General features: G+C 63.2%; 19 protein-coding genes. 1 reads left to right on the top strand and 18 read right to left on the bottom strand.

Going from position 1 to position 21,998, the window contains the following annotated elements; genetic code table 11:
* Positions 1–14 precede the first annotated feature (14 nt).
* The 18 genes from CS1BSM3_RS14865 to CS1BSM3_RS14780 form a co-directional block, all read right to left on the bottom strand.
* Positions 15–1,373 carry a glycosyltransferase family protein gene (locus CS1BSM3_RS14865; RefSeq protein WP_072387910.1) on the bottom strand — a complete coding sequence of 453 codons (1,359 nt, stop codon included), beginning with the start codon at positions 1,371–1,373 and terminating at the stop codon, positions 15–17.
* Positions 1,370–2,623, bottom strand: coding sequence for a glycosyltransferase (locus CS1BSM3_RS14860; protein WP_072387908.1), 1,254 nt, complete (start codon positions 2,621–2,623; stop codon positions 1,370–1,372). Before CS1BSM3_RS14860 ends, CS1BSM3_RS14865 begins: the two co-directional genes overlap by 4 nt.
* Positions 2,608–3,666: a glycosyltransferase gene (locus CS1BSM3_RS14855; RefSeq protein ID WP_143149216.1), complete on the bottom strand. Its 1,059-nt coding sequence runs from the start codon at positions 3,664–3,666 to the stop codon at positions 2,608–2,610. Before CS1BSM3_RS14855 ends, CS1BSM3_RS14860 begins: the two co-directional genes overlap by 16 nt.
* Positions 3,663–4,682 carry a glycosyltransferase family 2 protein gene (locus CS1BSM3_RS14850; RefSeq protein ID WP_072387906.1) on the bottom strand — a complete coding sequence of 340 codons (1,020 nt, stop codon included), beginning with the start codon at positions 4,680–4,682 and terminating at the stop codon, positions 3,663–3,665. The genes CS1BSM3_RS14855 and CS1BSM3_RS14850 overlap by 4 nt, the downstream gene beginning before the upstream one ends.
* Positions 4,679–5,695 carry a hypothetical protein gene (locus tag CS1BSM3_RS14845; RefSeq protein WP_072387905.1) on the bottom strand — a complete coding sequence of 339 codons (1,017 nt, stop codon included), beginning with the start codon at positions 5,693–5,695 and terminating at the stop codon, positions 4,679–4,681. Before CS1BSM3_RS14845 ends, CS1BSM3_RS14850 begins: the two co-directional genes overlap by 4 nt.
* Positions 5,692–6,654: a glycosyltransferase gene (locus CS1BSM3_RS14840; RefSeq protein ID WP_072387903.1), complete on the bottom strand. Its 963-nt coding sequence runs from the start codon at positions 6,652–6,654 to the stop codon at positions 5,692–5,694. The genes CS1BSM3_RS14845 and CS1BSM3_RS14840 overlap by 4 nt, the downstream gene beginning before the upstream one ends.
* A gap of 4 nt (positions 6,655–6,658) precedes the next feature.
* Positions 6,659–7,879: a glycosyltransferase family 4 protein gene (locus tag CS1BSM3_RS14835; protein ID WP_072387902.1), complete on the bottom strand. Its 1,221-nt coding sequence runs from the start codon at positions 7,877–7,879 to the stop codon at positions 6,659–6,661.
* A gap of 11 nt (positions 7,880–7,890) precedes the next feature.
* Complete coding sequence (locus tag CS1BSM3_RS14830) at positions 7,891–8,856, bottom strand: glycosyltransferase (RefSeq protein ID WP_072387900.1); 966 nt, start codon at positions 8,854–8,856, stop codon at positions 7,891–7,893.
* A 6-nt stretch (positions 8,857–8,862) separates the two neighbouring features.
* A complete protein-coding gene (locus CS1BSM3_RS14825) occupies positions 8,863–9,462 on the bottom strand; it encodes a class I SAM-dependent methyltransferase (protein ID WP_072387898.1) in 600 nt (199 codons plus the stop codon).
* Positions 9,459–10,775: an ABC transporter ATP-binding protein gene (locus CS1BSM3_RS27755; RefSeq protein ID WP_083528597.1), complete on the bottom strand. Its 1,317-nt coding sequence runs from the start codon at positions 10,773–10,775 to the stop codon at positions 9,459–9,461. The genes CS1BSM3_RS14825 and CS1BSM3_RS27755 overlap by 4 nt, the downstream gene beginning before the upstream one ends.
* Complete coding sequence (locus CS1BSM3_RS14815; protein ID WP_083528596.1) at positions 10,775–11,689, bottom strand: ABC transporter permease; 915 nt, start codon at positions 11,687–11,689, stop codon at positions 10,775–10,777. The genes CS1BSM3_RS27755 and CS1BSM3_RS14815 overlap by 1 nt, the downstream gene beginning before the upstream one ends.
* Positions 11,661–12,731, bottom strand: coding sequence for a glycosyltransferase family 4 protein (locus tag CS1BSM3_RS14810; protein ID WP_072387897.1), 1,071 nt, complete (start codon positions 12,729–12,731; stop codon positions 11,661–11,663). Before CS1BSM3_RS14810 ends, CS1BSM3_RS14815 begins: the two co-directional genes overlap by 29 nt.
* A gap of 3 nt (positions 12,732–12,734) precedes the next feature.
* Complete coding sequence (gene asnB, locus CS1BSM3_RS14805) at positions 12,735–14,564, bottom strand: asparagine synthase (glutamine-hydrolyzing) (RefSeq protein ID WP_072387896.1); 1,830 nt, start codon at positions 14,562–14,564, stop codon at positions 12,735–12,737.
* A 44-nt stretch (positions 14,565–14,608) separates the two neighbouring features.
* Positions 14,609–15,136 (bottom strand): class I SAM-dependent methyltransferase, encoded by a 528-nt coding sequence (locus CS1BSM3_RS28615; RefSeq protein WP_280174751.1) that lies wholly within the window; start codon positions 15,134–15,136, stop codon positions 14,609–14,611.
* Positions 15,137–15,398: 262 nt separating this feature from the next.
* Positions 15,399–16,358: a UDP-glucuronic acid decarboxylase family protein gene (locus CS1BSM3_RS14795; protein ID WP_072388265.1), complete on the bottom strand. Its 960-nt coding sequence runs from the start codon at positions 16,356–16,358 to the stop codon at positions 15,399–15,401.
* Between the two features lie 429 nt (positions 16,359–16,787).
* The gene (locus tag CS1BSM3_RS28445; protein ID WP_210188779.1) at positions 16,788–18,212 is read right to left on the bottom strand and encodes a sugar transferase; all 1,425 of its coding nucleotides are present in this window, start codon (positions 18,210–18,212) and stop codon (positions 16,788–16,790) included.
* Between the two features lie 367 nt (positions 18,213–18,579).
* Positions 18,580–20,121 carry an O-antigen ligase family protein gene (locus CS1BSM3_RS14785; protein ID WP_072387893.1) on the bottom strand — a complete coding sequence of 514 codons (1,542 nt, stop codon included), beginning with the start codon at positions 20,119–20,121 and terminating at the stop codon, positions 18,580–18,582.
* A gap of 136 nt (positions 20,122–20,257) precedes the next feature.
* Positions 20,258–20,665, bottom strand: coding sequence for a hypothetical protein (locus CS1BSM3_RS14780; RefSeq protein ID WP_143149215.1), 408 nt, complete (start codon positions 20,663–20,665; stop codon positions 20,258–20,260).
* Positions 20,666–20,870: 205 nt separating this feature from the next.
* On the opposite strand from CS1BSM3_RS14780, the gene CS1BSM3_RS14775 reads away from it, so the two are divergent.
* Positions 20,871–21,656 carry a YdcF family protein gene (locus CS1BSM3_RS14775; RefSeq protein WP_072387890.1) on the top strand — a complete coding sequence of 262 codons (786 nt, stop codon included), beginning with the start codon at positions 20,871–20,873 and terminating at the stop codon, positions 21,654–21,656.
* Positions 21,657–21,998: the final 342 nt, after the last annotated feature.

Raw genomic sequence — 21,998 nt, 5'->3', positions numbered from 1 at the left:
TGCAGAAGTCCGGATTATCGAGACTGAGAGCTTGCGACTTGATCGAGCACGCGCGCGAAATCGCCGGCCACACTATGGGCGGTGTAGGCATCATAAGCGGCTGGATCCGCGCGGCCGAACTGGCCAGGCGACGCCGCCAGATCCGCGAGCGTCCCCGCGAGCGGACGGACCAAATTCGCAAGGTCATCCGGCGTGTCGAAGCAGAAGGTCCGTCCGCCACCGGCTCCAGCAAGAATGTCGTGCGCGCTGGATTGGCGATGAAAGAGTGAGACATAGGGCCGGCCCGACATGAGAGCCGGGTAAATTTTCGAAGCCGTATAGTGCGGTTCATCGGAGCCGATCAGCAGCAATCCATGAGACATGGCCAACAGGTACAACGCCTCCAGGTACGGCACACGCTGCGGCGTCTCCGAGACGAGATCTCCCACGCCCTCTTCTTCGGCGATCGGACGGACGCGATAAGCCTCGGTGCGATCCGGCTGATTGCTGGTCCCGATGAAATTCAGACGAATGCGCGCCGCGAGTTCGGGCTGCGTCTGCTTCAGAGCCCTTGCTGCGCGGAGTATCGTGCGCACCAAATGTTCGGCGCGCGGCAGGAACGTGCCGACATAGCTGAGATTGATGCGGTCAGGATCAAACTGCACCTGCAGCTCGGAGGGCGGTCCACTGCGCAGGGCATCGAAGTCGTCGGGATCACCGCCGATCGGTATCGCAGCCATGTGCCGAGGATCGAGCCAGGCATAGCGAAGAGCCATTTCCGCATTCTGGCGCGCCGACACCGAAGTGACGAAATCCGCCTGCCGGACCGCTCGCGGCTCCAGAGCGACCGCGAGCCTGTGTACGAGGCCGGCTTTCGTCCACGTCCGGTGCATCGCACCTTCCGCTGATACCCATGGGTCCTGGAAGTCCAGCACCACGGGGATCTTCGCGTGCTGTCTGATCCACGAGGACAAGAGCATCGGATAGTAGGGCGAGCCGGTGATGAGGATCGCGTGGGGGCGATACGCCACAACCGCTTCCGCTATAGCTCGGCGGAGGGGAAAGTATCCGCGCAGACTGATGTCGCCGATGCCCGCCAGTCGCGCGAGCGAGGCGGGGATGGCGCCACACCGGATCTGCTGCACACTCGCGGGCACGAGCGCCGCGAGAGCGGCATCGGCGCGCTCGGTGTAGTGCGTATCATCGACGCGAACAACGATCGGCCGCCAGCCATGAGACGGCAGATGCTTGGCCAGATGCCGCGCGCGATGCACCCCGGCGAGGGTGGACGGCGGAAAATGCGGCGACACAATGAGCACTGTCCGCTCCGGCCCCGCGTGAGCAGTTGCCCGGGCAGGCACCATCTCGAGCGCTGCTGTGGCTGCCGACATCATGCTGCCTTCGGGCTTGCTCCCGAGTGCGCGCCTTCGACGACCTCGAGGAGGCGTTGCTGCTCGACATCCCAGCAGAATCTCTCCTGTCCGAGGCGCCATGCACGAGCGCGCGCGGCGGCCAAGCGGCCCGGATCGAGCAGATACCGATCAAGCGCCGCTGCGAGCGCCGCTGCATTGCCGATCGGGAATAGCGTCATGGCGTCCCCTAACTCCGGCGCAAGGGCCCGATGGGCGGGTATGTCCGAGCCCAGGATGGGTACGCCGCCGAGCAGGTAGCTGAAGAGCTTGTTTCCGAGAGCGAGGGAGTTGTTCCGCGAGAAGCCGGTCTCGCCCGAATAACCAAGATCATACTGTGCGCCGATGCGCTCCATCTCGCTCGGCACCTCTGGCGCTAGGATGTGGAGGCGATCGTTGACGCCATGCCTGCCAGCCAGTGCGCGCAACGCGCCAACATATCCCTCGGTCGGTGTGCCGCGCAGGTAGAGGTGTGGCGCGGTGGTGGCACGGGCGATGGCCTCGATGGCAGTCTCCAGCCCGCGGCCCGATCCAATGGTCTGAGAGAACCAGTAGAGGCTGGGGGCCGGCTGCGCGGTCCCGCGCGCGGTTGGTGCGGGAGGCGCATTGCGCCGCGGGAATACGTTCAGCACGACCTCTGGCCGACTGACGGCATAGGCCTCGACATAGGCGTCGGCAATCATGGGCGAGGCGGCCGTAAGGTACGCCGCACCTGGAAGATAGCGCTGCTCGATATCGCGGATGAGGCGCCTTTCGAGCACGTTGTCAGGCGTCTCCGCCGCATCTCCCAGATGAAAGTCCTCGGCGTCGAAAGCGTAGTCCGCGCCGTGCTTCTTCGCGGCACGTGCGGCGGCAGGCAACGCCGCGACGTAATGAGCAATGTAGAGATCGGCTGGCACGGCGCTCGCGGCCCGCTGCAGCGCCGGAACGACCGATCCGTGCGCAGTATTGACAATTGAGCCTGCGCCAATGCCGGCGCGGACGAGCGATGTCGCGACACGGCGCTTAATCGTCTGCGCCAGATACGTAAGTCTCGGTGCTTCAGCAGGACCGAAGGGGACATGTGAGACATTCCAGCGCGGATCGATCAGCGCCCGATCCTGCTCCCAACCCCAAGGGAGGTATCGGCCGCAGATGACGCTGACATTGTAACCGGAGGCGCTGAGAGCCTGCGCTTCCTTGACGAGACGGGGATTCGTCGAGAGATGCCCCGGCGAAATCAGGCAGACGCGCATTGCTCTCCTACTGCCTTCTTGCCGACGCCGATGACGGATCGATAGACACCGAGATAGCCTTCGACGACCGCCTCCGCACTATAGAGTTGGGCCACACGCGCACGGCAGTTCGCGCGGTCGATGTCCGAAAGCTGATGGACCGCCGCGACAAGCCCGTCCACGTCATCACGCACGAAGCCTGTGATGCCGTCCTCCACCACCTCTGGCACAGCACCGCGTCGAAGACCCAGCACCGGCGTACCGCAAGCCATGGCTTCAGCCATGACGATACCGAACGGCTCGTCCCAAACGATTGGCATGAGCATCGCCGCGGCCGCACCAAGCAGGGCGTTCTTCTGCGCATCATCCACCGAGCCGATGTAGCGGACCGCCTCGCCATCGACATGAGCAAGCACGTGCGCCTCGGCCCACGCTCGATGCTCGTCTGGAATATTGCCAGCAATGACAAGTGGGCACCCGGCACGGCGCGCGATCTCGATCGCCAGATGCGGCCCTTTGATCTCCTCGACACGTCCAAGGAACACGAGCGGGGCGCGCTCCGAGACATGCGGAACGAAGGTGTATGTATCGAGCGGCACGCCGTTGGGGACCACGTACCAACGCCCGATGCCTGCAACATCGCGCATCATCCATTCACTTATGGCGGTGAAGGCGAGCGTGCCGCGCGAGAGCGTATGTCCCAGCTTCACCGAGCGCGGCGTGATCGCACGCTGATAGGTCATGATCTTCGGTACCGGAAACGGCAGGATCGGCATCATGTAGGCGATGCGCGAAAAGCTGTGCACGATGTCGAAGCGCCCCGCCATCACATGCCGCGCCAATGTCGCCGCGTTGCGAACGGTGTCGCTCGTGCTGAAGCTGTCTGCGCCCGGCCATGCCACGCGCGGGACGGGACACTCGGATGCTGGATGAGAAAACAACGTCACCTCTTGTCCGCGCTCCACGAGCGCCCTCGCCAGCATATCGACGATGCGCTCGATGCCGCCGTAGTGCCGCGGCGGGACGGGAATCTCCGGATCCGCTGTAAGTGCGATGCGCATCATTCGCGAGAAATGAGTGGACCGAGCCCGCGCACGAAGCGCTTGCGGGAAGCACCATTCAGTCCAAGGCGCTCGGCAAAATGCTGAGCCTGGCGCGCGGCGCGCCAGCCGATGATGCGCTTAAGCCGGTGAAAGCCCGGCGGGCCGTCCGGCGCGAGATCGGCGCCGCCTAGCTCGGCAATGCGCGCACAAATTCTCGCCCGCAGGTCATCGTGGTCCGGATAGTACGTGTACTCGAAGTTCTGCAGAACATTGGCGCACGCGCGGCGCGTACGCGGGCTGTCCTCTGCCGCGAGCAAATGCTGCGTGCCGAGCATGATTGAAAGAAAAGCCGATTCGACGGCCCTTCGGCTTTTTCGGCCGGACAAGCTCCCTTGCAGACCCGATCGGTAATACAGGCGCGCAGGCGAGGCAAAGCGCACACCATCGCATCCGGCGATCATGCGAGCGAAAAATTCGAAATCATCTATCAATGTCAGGCGCTCATTCCACCCACCAAGTTGCGAGGGCAATCCGCGAGGAATGAGAAACATGCCTGGCTGCATCATCGGCTGCGCATCGGCCCAATCCTGCACGAGCCAATCAACGCCGGATCCGTCGCGGTAGCTGCGCCTGCTCGGAAACGCGGCCTCGGACGGCGAGGTATAAAAGCGGTCCCACTGGCTCATGGCAATGCAACGCGGCGCTCCGACAATCGCCGCGTAGAGACTTGCGATGTGCTCTCGGCCCACAAGATCGTCGGCATCAAGGAACAGCACGAAGTCCCCGGTGCTGGCGTCCAGTGCCCGATTGCGCGCAGCGGCCGCGCCTGCGTTCCTCTGCTCAAGTATACTGACGCCGCGCGGCGCGTACTGCTGAGCGACGGCAACGGATCGGTCCGTCGAACCGTCGTCGACGACGATGATCTCCTGGTTCGGCCAGGTTTGCGCGAGCACGCTCTCCAGCGCTTCCGCAATGTACGGCTCCGCGTTGTAGCAGGGCATGAGGATCGAGACTTTCGGCACGGAAGCCTCGGTCATGCGCCGATGCTCTGATGCGCGCGGACAAGCCCAGCCCGGCTCTCGAGGAGTTTCACGACGTGGCGCCAGCCGTGCTGGAAATACGATCTTTTCGACTGCGCGACATAGTGATGGAACACGGCTCTCGGAACCCGGCCTTCGGCCAGCGACGGCATGACGACATAGTCCACTTCCGGGAGAGGCTTGGCGTCGAAGCCTGAGAGAACCAGCGCCGTGAGCGCCTGCTCCTGAAGATAGTGTGGACCTTCCTGCTCGATCTGGCGCCTGCAGTTGTACTCGACACGGCCCCAATCGATGCTCGGGCTGTGAACTGCATAGAGCCCGACGTTGACGCGCTCTGGAACCGAGCCAGTGGCCAACGCCGACATGAGCTCATCCGAGTAGCCATAGCTCTTGTGGACGTCCTGCATGAACATGGCATGCGGGCGCCTGAACCACGCAAGCAGCGCATCGGGCCGCCGGAAGCACAGCATGTCGGAGTCCATGACCAGTGTCCAACCCGACGCGCAGACATGAATGTCCGTCAGCTTGCGGAGATGGAAATATTTGAGACGGCGATCGCGCAGCGAGGGATAGGATGCTGCCGGCAGCAAGCGATCCAGCCGTTCGTTGACGAGAGCGCAATCGATGAACTCGACCCACGGCACGACGCGACGAAGCAACGCACGCGTCTCCTCCGCCAGCGTGCCGTCGTCGTGGATGACCGGCGTGACGCGCTCGGGCACCTGCCGCTGCAAGGAAGCAAAGCAGAAGAGGGTCTGATACCAATACTGCGCACCGCTCAGGAAGACCACGCGCGCGCCCAGATCTACGGCGGGCGGATCGAAAGGCGGCAGCGCTCGTGCCGCCTCCATCATTTCGCGACGCCCCATCTCTGTGCGCCGCTGCTCCCATGGCCCCCCCTCGGCAATCGACTGGCGAACGAGGCCGATGGGGCGGTGATAAAGAGTGAGCGCGGCACGTCCAAGGCTCAACCGGCGTACCAGATCCCGCAGTGCAGGCGCCGCCTTCATTGACGTCGAGCACCTATTGCAGCTCTTCCCTCGATCAAGCCGCAGGCGCCGCGCCAACCGATCCGGTTTTCGATCGACGCCCACGCCCTGAGGCGCACGTAGGCGCGCACTTTGCGCAACATGACCGTCCAGGACGATATGGCCGGCCACGGCGCGATGCCATGCACATTCAGGACCTGCACCCACGTCTTGCTGGAACTGTACGCGTACCTCTCGAGATACGCCGTGGAGAGGCGGCCCGCCGGGATCAAGTGCTCGAGGTAGAGCTGAGGGAGGTAGGCAACCTTCCAACCAGATGCGAGCAAAGTGAGCACGATGTCGTTGTCCTCGGCCGATGCCAGATCCCCGCCACGCCGGCCGAGCGCCATTCTCGCCGGGTCGCTGTGCGCGGCATCGATATAGGCGGCATATGCGCGTCGACGGAGGCCCATGCCGGCGCCAATCGGCGCGCACTCAGGATAGACTCGGCCCTCTTGCTTCTTATTGGACCAGTCGGCGATCATGGGTCTATCGCCGAGATCACGGCACGCGAGCGATATGCCCAAGCCGGCAAACCATGCCGGTGGCGTGATCTCGTATCGGGGAATGGACTTTCCGCCCACCGCGCCGAGTCTCTTGTCGCCATCGAACGCTCCGAGCGTCTCGCGCAGGTAGCTGGGCTCGAGCAGGTTATCGTCGTCGATGTAGACGAGGACCTCCGCCTGGGACTCTCGGAAACCTCTGAGACGGGCGTGGCTGAGCCCGAGCTGATCCTCCCGAACGACGCGCGCATTCTGATGCCAACTTAGATCCACGCGCTTCGAGAGTGGCAGATCGCTCGCGTTGTCTATGAGAATGAGCTCCCATGAGCGAGCGTTCGAGAGCGGCTCTTGGCTTCGAAGAGACGCCAGCGTCGCTTCGAGGTAGTCTATCCGCGGATTGTGCGTGCAGATGATGGCAGTGAGCGCGGGGACGGCCATGCGTTCAGGCTGCACAACGAGCTCTGGCGCGCTCGATCGCGCGCATATAGGAGGCCTCCTGGAGCGGCCCGATCACTTCAGGAGCATAAGCGGTTATCACGTGCGCTCGCGCGGCACGCCCCATGGCAATGCGCTGCTCGGGATCGCGAAGCAGGGCGATGATCGCCTCGGCAATAGCCTTGGGCTTGCGCGGCGGCACGAGGAGGCCCGTTCGTCCATGCTCGATGATCTCCGCCATGCCGCCCGCGCTCGAACCGATCACGCCGCGCGCCGCCGCCATGGCCTCGAGGCAGACATAGCCCGAGGCTTCCCAGTCGCTCGGAAAGACGCAGACATCGCAGCTCTGTAGCTCGGGTGGGATGCGATCGTGAGGTAAGCCGCCAGCGATTTGAACCACGGTCCCGCTCGTGCCGGCGGCTTTCAGAATGTGCTGTGAAACGGGAACGCGATCGGCAGGGTGCGGCAGGTCCCGCCCGACAAAGCGAAATCGGACGCCCGGCATAGCCTGGTGGACGAGCGGTATGGCCTTCGCGAGCTCGATCACGCCCTTTCGGACTTCGAGCCTGCCCACAAAGAGCACGCACTTCGTCTCATTGGCGGCATCTATCTCGAGCAGCGCGCGAGGTGGCGCAAAAGCGAGCGGCACAACCGACGTCCTGTCTCCAGGCAAGCCCCACGTCTCCACGACGCGCTCTGCTGTTGCGCGAGAGTTTGCCGCAATCTCGTCCGCCGCGAGCGTGTGCTCGCGCTCACCATCCTGCGCTGGATCATACTGCCATGGATTGTCCGGCCAGCGCCCGCGACGGAGCGCGCCCAGATAGTATCGACTACGAACCCTCATGCCGACGTAGCTGTCGTTGCTCGCCTGAATGGTGAAGGACGGGGCATGCAGTTTGACGACCAATGGCAGATCCGCAAATGCCCGCGCCACTGCTGATGCGTCGGCGCCGTACTCCGGCCCCTCGACCACATCGAACGGGCGACTTTCATGACGACGTGAGAACACTGGGCAGATGGCCTCGGCGAAGCTCACGCGCGATCCGGGCACCGTGTGGACCAAATGTCCCTGCGATGCCCCGTGGCTGCCGAATGCGTCACCTGACGTGAAAACCTCGACATCGTGACCTCGTGCGGCGAGCATTGCCGCCGCCGCACGCACATATGTGCCGATGCCGCCGCTATTGACGCCGCCGGCGTACTCGTAGGAGACGAGCGCTATGCGCATCGCGCGCTTTCTCAAATCTCAACGCTCGACGTGCGGGGATCGCTCGAAACCGGCGCCGCGGACGACCTCTGCAATGAGGCAATCAACTCCTTGCCCCGCTTGGTGCCGCGCTTGCGGGCAAGATAGAACTGCGTCTCCCTGAAGCCCTTCGTCACCAACAGAAGCAGCGAGCGCAGCATTGTCTTCCACAACACCGTTTCCTCGATGCTGCGGCCGTACCTGTTGCTAAGAAGCACGTTGGATGTCGAAATTCCCTCCACCAACTTCAGCAGCTTCTCCTTTGACAGGCGATCCTCCGGCATCAAATGGATCAGCGACAACTGCGGAAACGTGCCGAATCCCAGTCCTAGGTCGCGAGTGCCATAGATAAGGTCCACGTCCTCGCCGCTCGTCATCGAGCCGCCGCGTCTGCCTAACAACTGGCGCAAAGGATCGGTGCGCACGCGTTGGGCATAGTACGTTGCCACAGGCCTGCGAACGCATAGACCGGCGCCAACAGGTTGGGCACGCCAATCATCGAGCGTGTTGGACCAGCGCACCTGGTCGGCGTCCCTGATCGCCAGCAACTCGAAGAAGGCATGGGTCCACGGCTCGGGCGGGCTTTCGAATTCCGGTCGGACGGAACCACCCCACACCCCGAGATGGGGATATTGCTCGGCGATGTCGCGCACCCCTGCGAGGTAGTTCGCATCCAGAACGTTGTCGTCGTCCACGAAGACGATCACATCGCCATTCGTCTCGGCGATGCCGCGGAGCCGGGCGGGCGTCAATCCCAATTCGTCCTCGCGCACATGCCGCGCGGCCGAATGCCATGAGAGATCGAAGCGCTTTGCCACCGGCTCCGCTGATGCATTGTCGATGACCAGGAGCTCCCACGCCTCACGTGGCAGCGTCTGCGACCTGAGAGCAGCGAGAACGCGCTTGAGAAAATGCGCCCGCGGGTTGTGCGTGCAGATGACGACGCTGATGCTGCCCATTCCGAGCTAACTTACCCTACGGAGCACTGCGAGACTGCGTACGATGCGCACAATCTGCCAACTGCCGCTGGCAAGGGCTTCACCAAAAACGATGGAGACCCCGGGGAACAGCGGATCCAAATCGTGGAAAGCGATGTAGCCGCCTACCTTCACCCAGGGAGCGACGCGCCGAAAATCCTCTCGAACCGCAACCTCCCCGTGATCTCCATCGATAAAGGCAAAATCAAGCGGTCCGCCGATATCGGCATCCGTAATTTCACCACTCATCTTGCGGATCTGAGTAATCATAGAGCGGTACGGAGCGGTGTTTGCCTGGAACTCGGCAAAGGTGTCCTTTGCGCCATCAGGCATGGTCTCATTCATCCACGTATCCACGCAGACAAGATGCCCATGGACCCGCGCCAGTCCCGCGCAGATGAAGAGCGCCGACGATCCGATGTGAGATCCTATTTCCAACGCGCGTGCATTGGGCGGGAGGATACTCGCCAGTTGATAGAGCGCTAATCTTTCGCCTCGGGACGTGTGAGAGAAGACCGACATATGGCGCTGAATGCCATGTCGATAAATTTTAAGCTCATCGACCAGATGCTGGAGCTCGAACGTCATTCCGGCCGTCGCCCCTCGGATACGTGAGCTTCAGTAAGCCTGTCGGAACTACCAAGAAAACTGTACTGCTGAACTGATTTCGGCACGATAGCTCCGTGATCCCTCGTGTGAGGAAAGGTACGACCGGGCGTGGGAGTCTCTAGAACCTCGAACGCTATTTCGTCTCTCACGACGTCCAGGGTTTGCGTGTTGTGTGAACCGACCCAAAATTCGGTTGTGTAGGTGCCTGGAACCAATGGCGGCAACTGCACGTCGAGGGCTATGTGATGTCTTCCCGGCTTGCCCAGAATGAAGGGCTGCACCGTCGGCAAGGCCTGCATCAGAGCAACACCTACCTCATCCAGGATATCAATCGCGACGAAGGCCGATGCAAATTCCGCGACGCTTTCAAGATCGATTTTGCATTCGAGCACATGATCTGGTTGTCGACCGGATATCGTCGCGTCGATCTTGGAGAATCCCAGTGCTTCAATCGGCCGCGAGGCAGGACGCAACCACGTCTCACGCGGGGACCGATCGATTTGGTTCACGGCGTAGTTGTCGACGGCACTGTCGGCCGCGCCATCAAACACTATGCTGCCCGCCCGCAGTACAATTGCGCGCCGGCACATTTGCCTGACCGCCATCATATTGTGGCTCACGAGCAGCACGGTTCTGCCGTGGTGGGCCATCTCACCCATCTTCCCAAGGCACTTCTTCTGGAACTCCGCATCGCCGACCGCGAGCACCTCATCCACAATGAGGATCTCCGGCTCGAGATGCGCAGCCACCGCAAAGGCGAGCCGCACGTACATGCCCGAGGAGTAGCGCTTGACCGGTGTATCGAGGAACTTCTCGATCTCCGCGAAGGCGACGATCTCGTCGAACTTCCGCCGGATCTCCGCCCGCGTCATGCCGAGGATCGCGCCATTGAGGAAGACGTTCTCGCGCCCCGTCAGCTCCGGGTGAAAGCCTGTCCCCACCTCGAGCAGGCTCGCCACGCGGCCGCGGATCTCGACGCGCCCCGTGCTCGGCTCGGTAATCCGCGAGAGGATCTTCAGCAGCGTCGACTTGCCGGCGCCATTGCGCCCGATGATGCCGACCACCTCGCCACGCTTGATCTCGAAGTCGATATCCTTGAGCGCCCAGAACTCCTCGACCTCGTCGCCCACGATGAGCTGGCGGCCGCGCATCATGTCGCTGGCCGAGCGCATGAGGTTCCGCGCCCCGCGCGCGATCACGTCGCGTAGCGCGATGTAGCGTTCGCGCTCGCTCTCGTGGCCGATCAGGTAGCGCTTGCCGAGACCATCGGCGCGGATGACGACGTCGGACATCAGATCAGGTCCGCGAATGTCTTCTCGGTTTTGCGGAAATGGCGGATGCCGAGCCACAGCATAACCGCGACGACGGCGAGGCTCGCGAGGAACCCAGGCATATAGAGCTGGCTCTCGCCGCCGAGAAGGCACCAGCGGAAGCCGTCGATGACGCCGACCACCGGATTGAGGCTGTACCAGAAGCGCCACGCGTCGGGGACGACGGCGCTCGAAAAGCCGACGGGCGAGACGTAGAGCCCGAACTGGACGATGAACGGGATGATGAAACGGAAGTCACGGTACTTGACATTGAGGGCCGTGATGAAGAGCGCGGGGCCGAGACTTGCCAGCACGGCAAGCACGACGAAGAGCGGCAGGAACACGATCTGCCAGTTCGGCATGAAGCCGTACCAGGCCATGATCGCGAACAGGATCACGATGTTGATCGCGAAGTCCACCAATGCGACGACGCCTGCAGCCGACGGCACGATGAGGCGCGGGAAGTAGACTTTCGAGATCAGGTTCGCGTTCGAGACGATGCTGTTGGAGGCATCGGAGAGAATGCTCGAGAACAGGAACCACGGCAGCATTCCGGCGAAGACGAGAACGGGATACGGCACCGCGCCGTCGCTTGGCAATTTCGCGAGATTGCCGAAGACGATCGTGAACACGACCATGGTCAGCAGCGGGCGAACGATGGCCCAGACGATGCCGATCACGGTCTGCTTGTAGCGGACGGAGACGTCGCGCCAGGCGAGCATCGCGAACAGCTCGCGATAGTACCAGAGGTCCCGCCAATAGTTGCGCTCGGTGCGCCCGGCCTCGAGGATGAGAAGCCGCTCGGGCTGGGCGCCCGCGGAGGCAGTGGATCGCGCATCTTCCGCGATGGGCACTGCGCGCGCGCCGTCAGTGGGCAAGCGATCGAACGAGTTCATCGACGTGACTTGCGAAATTTTCGATCGCGAAACGCGAGACGGCATCTGGCTGCGAGACCTGGCGCCCCTGCAATGCCGCGCTGATCGCCTCGACGAGTTGAGCGCGATCATCTGGATCGACAGCGCAACCGATAGCGCCGTCAGCGAGCGCGTCGCAACTGCCATCTCTATTGCCGCCGATCACCGGCAGGCCCGAGGCGGCAGCTTCGAGAAAGACTATGCCAAAGCCCTCGCCAGTGCTGGGCATGGCAAAGAGATCTGCGACCGCGAAATGATCAGGCAGATCGGCCTCGGGAACTTCCCCGGCAAACTTGACGACATGCGCAACGCCTTCGTCGATAGCGAGCTTCTCGAGGCGGGAGCGATCGTCCCCGGTTCCTACAATCAGGTACGCGGCGTCCGGCACCTGCCGGAGAACTTCGGGAAGGGCTCTAATAATGCGGTCGTGCCCCTTGTAGCGTTCAGTAGCCGAAAGCCGCCCGACAGTAAGGACGATGCGTTTGCCGGCTAGTCCCAAATGCTCGGCGAGCGCCGTGTTGCGGCTGCGCGGCACGAAACTCACCGTAAACGTATTCGGCAGGACGCGGACGCGATCCGGCGAAATGTCGCTCCAGGAGAGCAGGCGGCGGCGCGTGTATCGGCTCACGGAAGTCACTATCGTCGCAGCTTCGAGCCCGGCGCGCACCGCGCGTCCGCGCGGCTCCCAAGCCTCGATGCCGTGCACTTGCACCCAGAGCGGAATGTGCCGGGCCTTGGCGATAGCTGCGGCAAGAACGACTGTATTCAGATGCCCGCAAAACACGAGATCGAACTTCTGTCGCGCGGCCGAAGCCAGTGCGCGAGCGGCCCAGGCGAACTTCCCGGCGGCTGGCTGCTGGACCACGCCGTCCGGCAAGGGAGACGTCGGCGTGCCGAAGCGCGGCAGGATCGTGACGCCCGAAATATGCGGGCACGCGCCGAGTGCCGTCATCAAAGCCTGATTGTAGCGCGCAATGCCGCCGACAGCCCCGAAGCCGTCAGAGAGAAGGGCGAGGACTTCCATCACTCAGATCGCCGCGAGACGCTCGGCCCACTGCCGAGACCAGTGCGCATTTTCAAGCAAGCCACGTTCGCGCCTCGCCGCTGCGCCCAATCGCGCATCGCGTATCCAGCGGCCAATCGGCGTCGTGAAGCCCGTTTTGGCACGCTCTCGGATAGCGGTTGGCAGAGGCACGTTCGGGCTCTCGGCGAGCAGCTCCTTGCCCACCTGCGCCGGCGCCGCCGCTCGTGCGGTGGCAACCGTCTGTAGAAGCGCGCTGTCGACGAGCGGCACGCGCACCTCGAGCGAATGCGCCATGCTTGCCCAGTCCGTGTCGCGCAAGAGCTGATTGCGCATGTAGAGCGACGATTCGAGCGAAGCGACCTTGGCGTGCGCACTGGCCGGCGCCGGCGGTAGTTCAGCCTCGACACGGGCGAGCGGCGCGAGACGACGAAGACCTCTATGGACGACATCAGGGTCGAGTAGCTGCCTCAGTTCCCACGGCATGAAGAGACCGCGGCGCACGAGATAGGCTCCGGCGTACGTGCCGCCGTATTCCAGGAGCCCTGGAACCTTCGGGCTGAAACCGACGGCGGAGACCAGAGGCTGAGAGAGCCGGCGGGCAACGCGACCAAAGCCGGGCACGTGCGACGGTACCGCCAGCAGTTTCACCCATCGCGGAATGTCGCGGAACGACGGATAGCCGCCGAAAAGCTCGTCACCGCCCAATCCTGAAATGGCAACCTTTAGGCCGAGCTCGCGTGCCGCCTTGGCCACGAACCAGGTATTGATCCCATCGATTGTCGGCTGGTCCATCGCGTCCAGAATCCGCGGCAGGTCGGCCTCGAATTCCGCTTGCGTCACCACGCGCGTCGTATGTTGTGTCTCAAAGGCCCGCGCGACACCTGCGGCGAGCAGTGACTCATCCTCGGGGCGTCCTCGAAACTCCTCGAACGCCAGTGTGACCGTCTGGATGCTCTGCTGGCCGACACTGCGCATGAGGCCGACGAGCGCACCGGAATCGATACCGGCTGAAAGGAATGCGCCGACCGGCACATCGGCGACCAGATGATGGCGCACGCTGTCCGCAAGGGCATCGCGCAACTCTGCACGGACATCGCTGGCGTCATGTCGGGGCAGCCTCAGCGCATCGGCCTCGCGATAGACCGCGGCGATGGAATGATAGCGACGCGGCTCGCGTGCGCCGATGCGGTCGACGGTGAGGGTGCAGCCGGCCGGCAGCGCGCGGATGGCCTCGCATGTGGTGAAGGGCTCGGGGACACTGCCCCATAGATAGAAGCCGACCTGACCGGCCGGATCGGGATCGCGGGAGATGGCGCCACCGGCAAGCAGAGCCTTCACTTGGGAGGCAAACCGAAATGTCCACCCATCATCGGCATAGTAGAGCGGCTTGATGCCGTAGGGATCGCGCGCCAGGAAAAGCACCTGTCGCGTGCTGTCCCAGATAGCGAAGGCGAACATCCCCCTGAGATCATGCACCATGGCTTCGCCCCTGCTCGCATAGAGATGGAGCAGGACCTCGGTGTCCGACTGACTGACGAAGACGTGGCCCTTGGCTTCGAGATCCGCGCGCAGGGCACGAAAATTGTAGATTTCACCGTTGAAGGTCACGACAAGGCGCCCGTCGGAGCTCGCCATCGGCTGCGTGCCAGCATCCGACAAGTCGATGATCGACAGGCGCCGATGTCCGAGCGCCACGCGGCCGTCTTCGGAGAACCAAGCCTCTGCGCCATCGGGCCCGCGCGGCGCCATGTGGTCGCGCGTGCGGATCAGCTCCGAGCGATCGACCGGATTGGCCGCGTAGTGAAAGGCATGAATGCCGTTGATGCCGCACATCTCAGATCAAGGGCCCGATGAACTCCTAAAATGCTTACGCGATCCTATGATGGCTTGACTGCCTGCATTGCGCACGCGTGGTCGAAACGCGAAGGTTCTTCCACGCGTGCGAAAGCGAGATCTTCGCTGTCGCCAAGATACGCGCGGCGCACGCCAACAAAGCCATGCTTCTGAAGCGCTTCGGCAAGAGATAGCTCGTCCCACATCCAGAGATGCCTGGAATTGCCAAGCAGTTCATGAACTATCCCGCCGATGCCTCGTGAGCGAGCTGGATGTCCCAAATGTGATGCGCGCATGAAGGAAAGGCTCGCGCCGGTGTCCCTATTGTCGTGGGCTGAGACATAGTCTCGGGCGATCGTGTAGAGGTCCGGCACCACGAGCCGGAAAATGCCGCCACCCCGCAGTATCCTGAACGTCTCGTCCAAGGCGAGGTGGAAGTCCTTGAGCGACAGATGCTCGAGGACGTGACTTGCGTACACGCCGGCACAGCTTCCGGACGAAAGCGGAAGCCCTTTGCATATATCGCCGAACTCGGCATTCAGCGGAAATCGCGCAGCATTGCGCGTGTACATGCGCCCGATGACCGGCAGACGCTCAAAACGCAGCGTTGGAGACGCATCGAAGTTGCGCCATCCGTCGGGCGCGGAAAACCCACAGCCAAATTGAACATAGGTGTCCGCCGAAGGCACCTTCAGCTCACTCTCGAAGCACCAACATACTCAGCGGCGATCCTCATCGACCGGCGTCGTCTTGCCACGAGCTCCGCCAGCCGCGAGAGGCATCGCGTCTGCCCATTACAATCGCCAAATGGCTGCTGCTGACCCAAGCGTTGCCCTAGGTGCCCGCGCGGCCGGATAGGAAGCGATCGAAATAGGCGATTGTCCGCTGCAGGCCCTCGCGCAGCGGAATGGTCGGCCGCCAGCCGAGCTGTGCCTCGGCGCGGGAGATGTCCGGGCGGCGCTGCTTGGGATCGTCCTGCGGAAGTGCCTCGAACGTCAGCTTCGACTTGGAGCCAACCATCTCGATGGTGAGCTCCGCCAGCTCGCGGATCGTGAACTCTCCCGGATTGCCGAGATTGATCGGGCCGGTGACCTCGGCGGGGCTGTTCATCAACCGGACGAAGCCCTCGATCAGGTCGTCGACATAGCAGAAGGACCGCGTCTGGCTGCCATCGCCGTAAATTGTGATCGGTGCGCCGCGAAGGGCCTGAACGATGAAGTTCGAGACGACGCGGCCATCGTTCGGATGCATGCGCGGACCGTACGTATTGAAGATCCGCGCCACCTTGATCTCCAGGCGGTGCTGGCGATAGTAGTCGAAGAAAAGCGTCTCGGCGCAGCGCTTGCCCTCGTCATAGCAGGAGCGCGGGCCGATCGGATTGACGTTGCCCCAGTAGTCTTCGGTCTGCGGATGGATCGAGGGGTCGCCATAGACTTCAGATGTCGAGGCCTGGAAGATCCGGCATTTGAGGCGCTTCGCGAGACCGAGCATGTTGATTGCGCCATGCACGCTCGTCTTCGTCGTCTGCACGGGATCGTGCTGGTAGTGGATCGGCGAGGCGGGGCACGCGAGATTGTAGATCTCGTCCACCTCGACATAGAGCGGAAACGTGATGTCGTGGCGCATCATCTCGAAGCGCGGGTGCGCGAGCAAATGATCGATGTTCTGCTTGGCGCCCGTGAAGAAATTGTCGAGGCAGATAACATCATGCCCGTCGGCAATCAGTCGCTCGCAGAGATGCGAGCCGAGAAAGCCGGCACCTCCTGTAACCAATACGGTCTTGCGCGAAGCCAGGTGCTCGCTGTCGCCGTGAACTCGTACTGTCGTGCGTGCCTGCAAGTCTCTCTCCAATTGCCGAGTTTGTGGAGGATGGTGCGTAGGGAAAGCTACCGCACTTCGGGTGAACGGGCCCCCGAACTACAACCGAACGCACACCCCAAGGAAGCAGCCCATTTCCGGCGCGATCATGGCGCGCCAGCGAGCGCCCTTAAGTCCTATTGCCTTCAAGGCTAACCGGGGACGAAGGTCTCACTGCCCCGGAGCCCCCCCGCACGCCGCCAGCGGGCGTCCTGCGCGCCGCAACACGGCCCAACGAGCCCGCACCATATCGCATATCAACGTTCCACGTCGGCGTCTCGCGGCGCAATGTGCCACGGAGCTGCGCGCACCAGCCGCCTATGCTGCCATTCAGCCGTGGCACGCCCGAGATCATCGCATCCGGCCCTACTCGCGCACTTGCCCGCGCCCTTCGAGGCCGTGGAGATCCCGCCATGCGAGCCTGACCACATCCCCGTCGACGCGCTCACCGAACAGGACCATCGGAACCGTCGCGAAGACGACTCTCAAGTCGAGCATGAGCGATGCATGGCGCACGTACCAAATGTCGAGGGCCGTCTTGTCCGCCACCGAGACCGTCCTGCCGCCGTGCACCTGTGCCCAACCGGTGAGGCCAGGCCGCACGAGCAGGCGCGCGACGACGTCACGTGACTGCTCGCGTGCCACCAGGGGACGCGGCCCGACGAAGGACATGTCGCCGAAGAGGATATTGAAAAGCTGCGGCAGCTCGTCGAGACGTGTGCGACGCAAGAAGGCACCGACCCAGGAAATGCGCGCCTCATCCGATACTCTGAGGCCTGCGCGGTCATGCGGCGGGCTCATTGTGCGGAACTTGTAGAGGTTGAAGCGCGCTCCGCGCAGCCCGGGGCGTTGCTGCACGAACAGCACCGGCAGGCCGACATCGAGCGCCACAAACAGCGCGACCAGCAGAATCAATGGCGACAACACAAGGATGAGCGTCAGCGCCACCGCCACATCGATCATCCGCTTGAGCCGCCAGTACGGCCGGCGCAAAGCCTGCGTGAATTCGGCCTCCTCGACAGCGAGTGCGGAGGCCACATCAGTCTTTGCGTTCGAGGAGCTTTCTTGACGCTGAGCTGACAGCGCCTCGCTGGAGCCGGTCAACCCGAGCCGCTCCGCGAAGAATTCGAGGCGAACGTCCGTCGTGCTCTCGATTTCCCGCAACACGCGCTGCGCCTCGTCGGACAGACGATCGAGCGATGTGGCAATGAGGATCCGCCCGACATGAACGCCATGGACATCGAGGTCTGTGAGGATCTTGTCGGCGTCCTCCGGCGTGCCGAGGACCCTGATCGCTTGCACGAGGCGCCCGACATGACGCTCGTGCGGCGAAAGAATGCCGGCGATATGGATCTGGCCGCTGCCAAATTCGGCAGCCGAGCGGACATAGAGCTCGACGAGGCTGCTCCAACCAACGAGCAGGACCGTGTCGTCAGCCCTTGGCAGCGCGAGCGGTGTGTGGCCGCCCGCGCGGCGCCGACGCTCGTAGGCGACGCGTGTCAGCACGCGGGTTCCGATCAAGCCCGCAGCCATGAGCACCGCCTGCAGCACCGGCAGCGAGCGCGCGACGCCGTCCAGTCGATTCACGACGAAGCCCGTGGCCACCGCGCCAATCACGATCAGCACCGAGGCGAACGCCACCCGGCCGTAGTCGGCGAGCCCGCTGAAGCGCCAGACGGAACGGTCCAGCTCCAGCACGATCAGGATGGGCCCGGAGATCGCAAGCGTGAACAGGAGATAGGGTACGAATGCGCCCCAACGGCCGTCGGCGAGAGCAAAGTTCTCGCGCAAGGCCAAGGCTGCGATCGAAGCCAGGCCGACAACCAATAAATCAAGAAATCAAGAAATAAGTAACGCCCCCGACTAACTGTCGACATACTAACCCGGTGAGCAAAACTCACCGCCCCGCCCGATGGTCCGCTGCGAAAAGCATTTGCCGTTAATTCTTTGTTAACCGCATGCTTCCTCCAAGCGTGCCACACAGTCAACACAAAAAAGCCGCACATAGGCTCAATGCGGAAAAGAGAAATATACATATAAATCAGATTGTTAGATTCTGGCGATCGCCTCCGTGATTCGACCGCGCCGGGCTGGATCGTGGCATTCTGATCACTCAGGCTTCGCACTTGCACTCGTTTGGGCCATTGCCCACCGAGCCTTAGCCGGGGGCATCGGTCCTGTCCGAGTGCTGCCGTGCCCGCCATGCTTCCGGCCATCCGCCGCTCGGCGGCGTGGCCGCTCTGAAGCCGGTGGATGGCCCCATAGCTTGCCCCATCGACGATACCTCGGGCAGAGCGACACCCTCCTCCGTAGCGATCGCAGCATTGGAAGGCCGCCCTGAAGCGAGGCTCTTCCCGACGGGCTCGATCATCATTGCGATCGCCGAAGCGAATACAGCCATCAGGGCCGTTGTGCGGAGCGGATAGTCGACAGCGGAGTGCGCCAGCAGCAGGAGGAGAACGAGCGCCGCGGCACATCCGAGCAGGTTGTTCTCATGGCCGGCGCCGGGCAGCCCGCGCCGCCAGACACGCACGCTGGCACGTGCGAGCCAGGCCAGAAAAAGGAGCATTCCCACCAGTCCGGGGAGCCCGGTCTCGAGCCAAAGCTCGAGGAAGTCGTTGTGGGCGCGGTTGACGTAGGAAAATGTGAAACCGTCGGCCGCGCTCTCGAACGATTGATAAACCTGGACGAATGTCCCCATGCCGGACCCGAATGGCATGTAGGCCATCGCAGCGTCGAATGTGTTGCGCGCCAGCGGGATGCGTCCGTCAGCCAGCAAATCCGCAATGAGGCGTCCCCGAATTCCGTCGAATGCCGACTGCGCCGCTAAAACGAGAGCAAGTCCGACCACTACCAACAGGAGCCAGTTGAAAACGCGAAGCACGCCGCTGCGTCGTGCTCCAGGCCTCGGATCGGCCGTGCCACTTGGGATCGCATAGGCGATCACCAGCGCACCGGCGAGAGCAAAAAGCATCAGACCGAGACCCGCGCGAGAGCGGGCCAGGAGTTGCGCGGCAATCGCAACGAGCAAGATCAAAGTTGCAATGATTGCCGCTGTCAGGTGCGGTGTTGCGCGTCGCGACCAGATCGAGCCCGTCCGCATCGCTTTGCTCAGGGCTGCGATAATCCACGCGGCCGTAATCGGCAGCAGGCAATTGAGCAACGCGGCGTGGTGATTGCGGTTCGCGAAGAACCCGACCGTCTCCGTCGGATTCGTAAAGGCGTAGAATCGCAATGGACTGGCCTGTCCTTGCGCGAGCTGCACCAAGCCGAGAATGGCGCCGAGCACGCCGACGATCAGGAAAACGAGCAATAGTCGGCGCCGCTCGGCGTAGTCGAGTTGCAAGACGCTGAACAGCACCGCCATCGGCGGCAAAACGGCAAGCGCACTCAGCCATGTTCCAGTCGGCACGACGCTGAGGGGCAGCCAGCCGACCTCGAGCCCGGCCGCCGCGAGCGTGTCGACGACGTCGGTACGCCCGGGCAGCGCCCGCCATAGCTCCGGCGGAAGCGGCACCAACTGTGCGATCGGGAGCGCCGCCACCATGAGGCAAACGAGCAAGGCTCCTCGTGCACGCCGGCTCCCGGCCTCTAGCGGCACATCGAGCAGTCGCCAGCCCGCCCACAGCACAAGCGGGACGGCGAGCACCTGCAGCACGACATCCGAGAGAAATCCGGTTCGCGTGCCGCCCCCCAACATCAGGCAGGCCGCAAAGTAAGCTGAAGCCGCCGCAAAGAATGGCGTGAACGGTCCGCGCGACCGCGAAATTCGAGGTCCCGAAGATTTCGCTCGTTCCTGCAACGGCTCGCCTCTCACCACGCGATCCTCGACGCCGTCAGGGGCCTGCCGGCGGCTTGCGGCCGTCGATCATGACGGCTCCGCCCGCGAGCCAAGATGAGTCCCAATTGGTGCGAGGTACGAGCGTCGGCTCCGGATCACGGGGCGGCGGCGGACCGGCATCGGCACTGCACGGAGAGCGAGGGCGAACCCAGACGAGGGAGCCCGGCACCACATCGACGCGACAGCCGTCCTCATAAATGAGGCTGCCGGAAGCTTGGTCTCCGGCAAGCGCCGCATCTCCCGGCTTGAGCTGCATTGTCTCGGTGATCGCCCGAAAACCGACACCGGTATTCACCAGGATTTCACCGCGGACCGGGCGAACTTCGGCAACCTGCGCGGCCGCAACGCATGTCGCAATGATCGTCGCGAGCATCGCGGAAAAGGCGACTGACAACACCTTCATCGCTGGGTCCACCCTTGCCCACATGCGCCCGCAGCCAGCCAGCGGCCAGACAGCAGAGCTAGTCCGTAGTCACAATCAGCAACACTGTCTATGCCATTGCTGTTGCCGTATTGCTGCAGCTCGTGCGGTGTACGCGCACGAACTATGCTGCGCGAAATGGCCGACGTCTGCCGTGCGCACACGATGAACCGGTCGAAGGAGCTCAATGCCCGCCGAACTCCAGCTATTCCTCTCGAAGGTCCTCCCACTCACGCTCCTTCCTGAAGGGCTGGTGACGCTTGCGCTTGTCGGGGCCTGTCTCGCTCTTCTCCTCCGGGCGACGCGGATCGCCGGGGTGCTCGCGGTGTTCGCGCTCGCCATCTTTTGGTTGAGTGCGATGCCGATTTTCGCCAACTGGCTTCTCGGCACGCTCGAGCGGCAGTATCCGCCCAATTCGGCAGCGCTCCCCAAAGCCGAGCTTGCCATCGTGCTCGGCGGGGCCGTGAGCGCACCCAAGGCGCCGCATCCGACGCCGGAGCTTTATGATGCGTCCGACCGCGTCTGGTATGCGGCCCACCTCTACAGGTCAGGCCAAGTCAAACGGATGGTGGTCGTCGGCGGCCAACTGCCCTGGGAACAGGCGGCGCAGCCCGAGGGCGAGGTCATACGCGACATGCTGGTCACGCTCGGCGTGCCATCGGAAGCCATCATGGTCGGCACCAGCAGCCGGAATACCTATGAGAACGCAACCGAGGCTGCATCAATCCTGCGCGGGATCCCCCTCGATCGCGTCCTGCTCGTGACATCAGCCGCACATATGCCGCGCGCGCTGGCCATATTTCGCAAGGCCGGCTTTCCGGCCGAGCCCGCGCCGTGCGATTTTCGCGCGAGCGATCGGCTTACCGGCACGGCACTCGACTGGTTGCCGCAAGCCAGTGCCTTCGCCATGACCAGCGGCGCCCTGCGCGAGTGGATCGGATACTACGCCTACAAGTGGCGCGGCTGGCTCTGAGGCGACAGCTTCAGCACGAACGGCGCGTACTGACAGCATTGCGCTGCGTGCTGCCGATCCTGCACAGTGAACGCGCGGGGCTGGCGCCCATCGGTCACCCATCCCCCCGCCCGCCTCGAAATCGGGGTTGAAAATGCCAGAGGCTCTGGCCAATCTACCCCACAATGATATATCACTCGCCTATTATCAACGTGGTGGGGGCCACGTGGCCAAGTCCACAAGCAATCGAATGACTATTGAAGTGACTGTCGTGCGCGTTCTCCGTGACGAGCACGACGAAGCCGGCTGCCTCCCCTACCATCTCCCTTGCGCTCGGACGCCGTCGGCCACTGCGGCCGCCGC

Source organism: Hyphomicrobium sp. CS1BSMeth3 (assembly GCF_900117415.1).
Lineage (GTDB): Bacteria > Pseudomonadota > Alphaproteobacteria > Rhizobiales > Hyphomicrobiaceae.
This window is presented reverse-complemented; position numbering and strand designations above follow the sequence as displayed.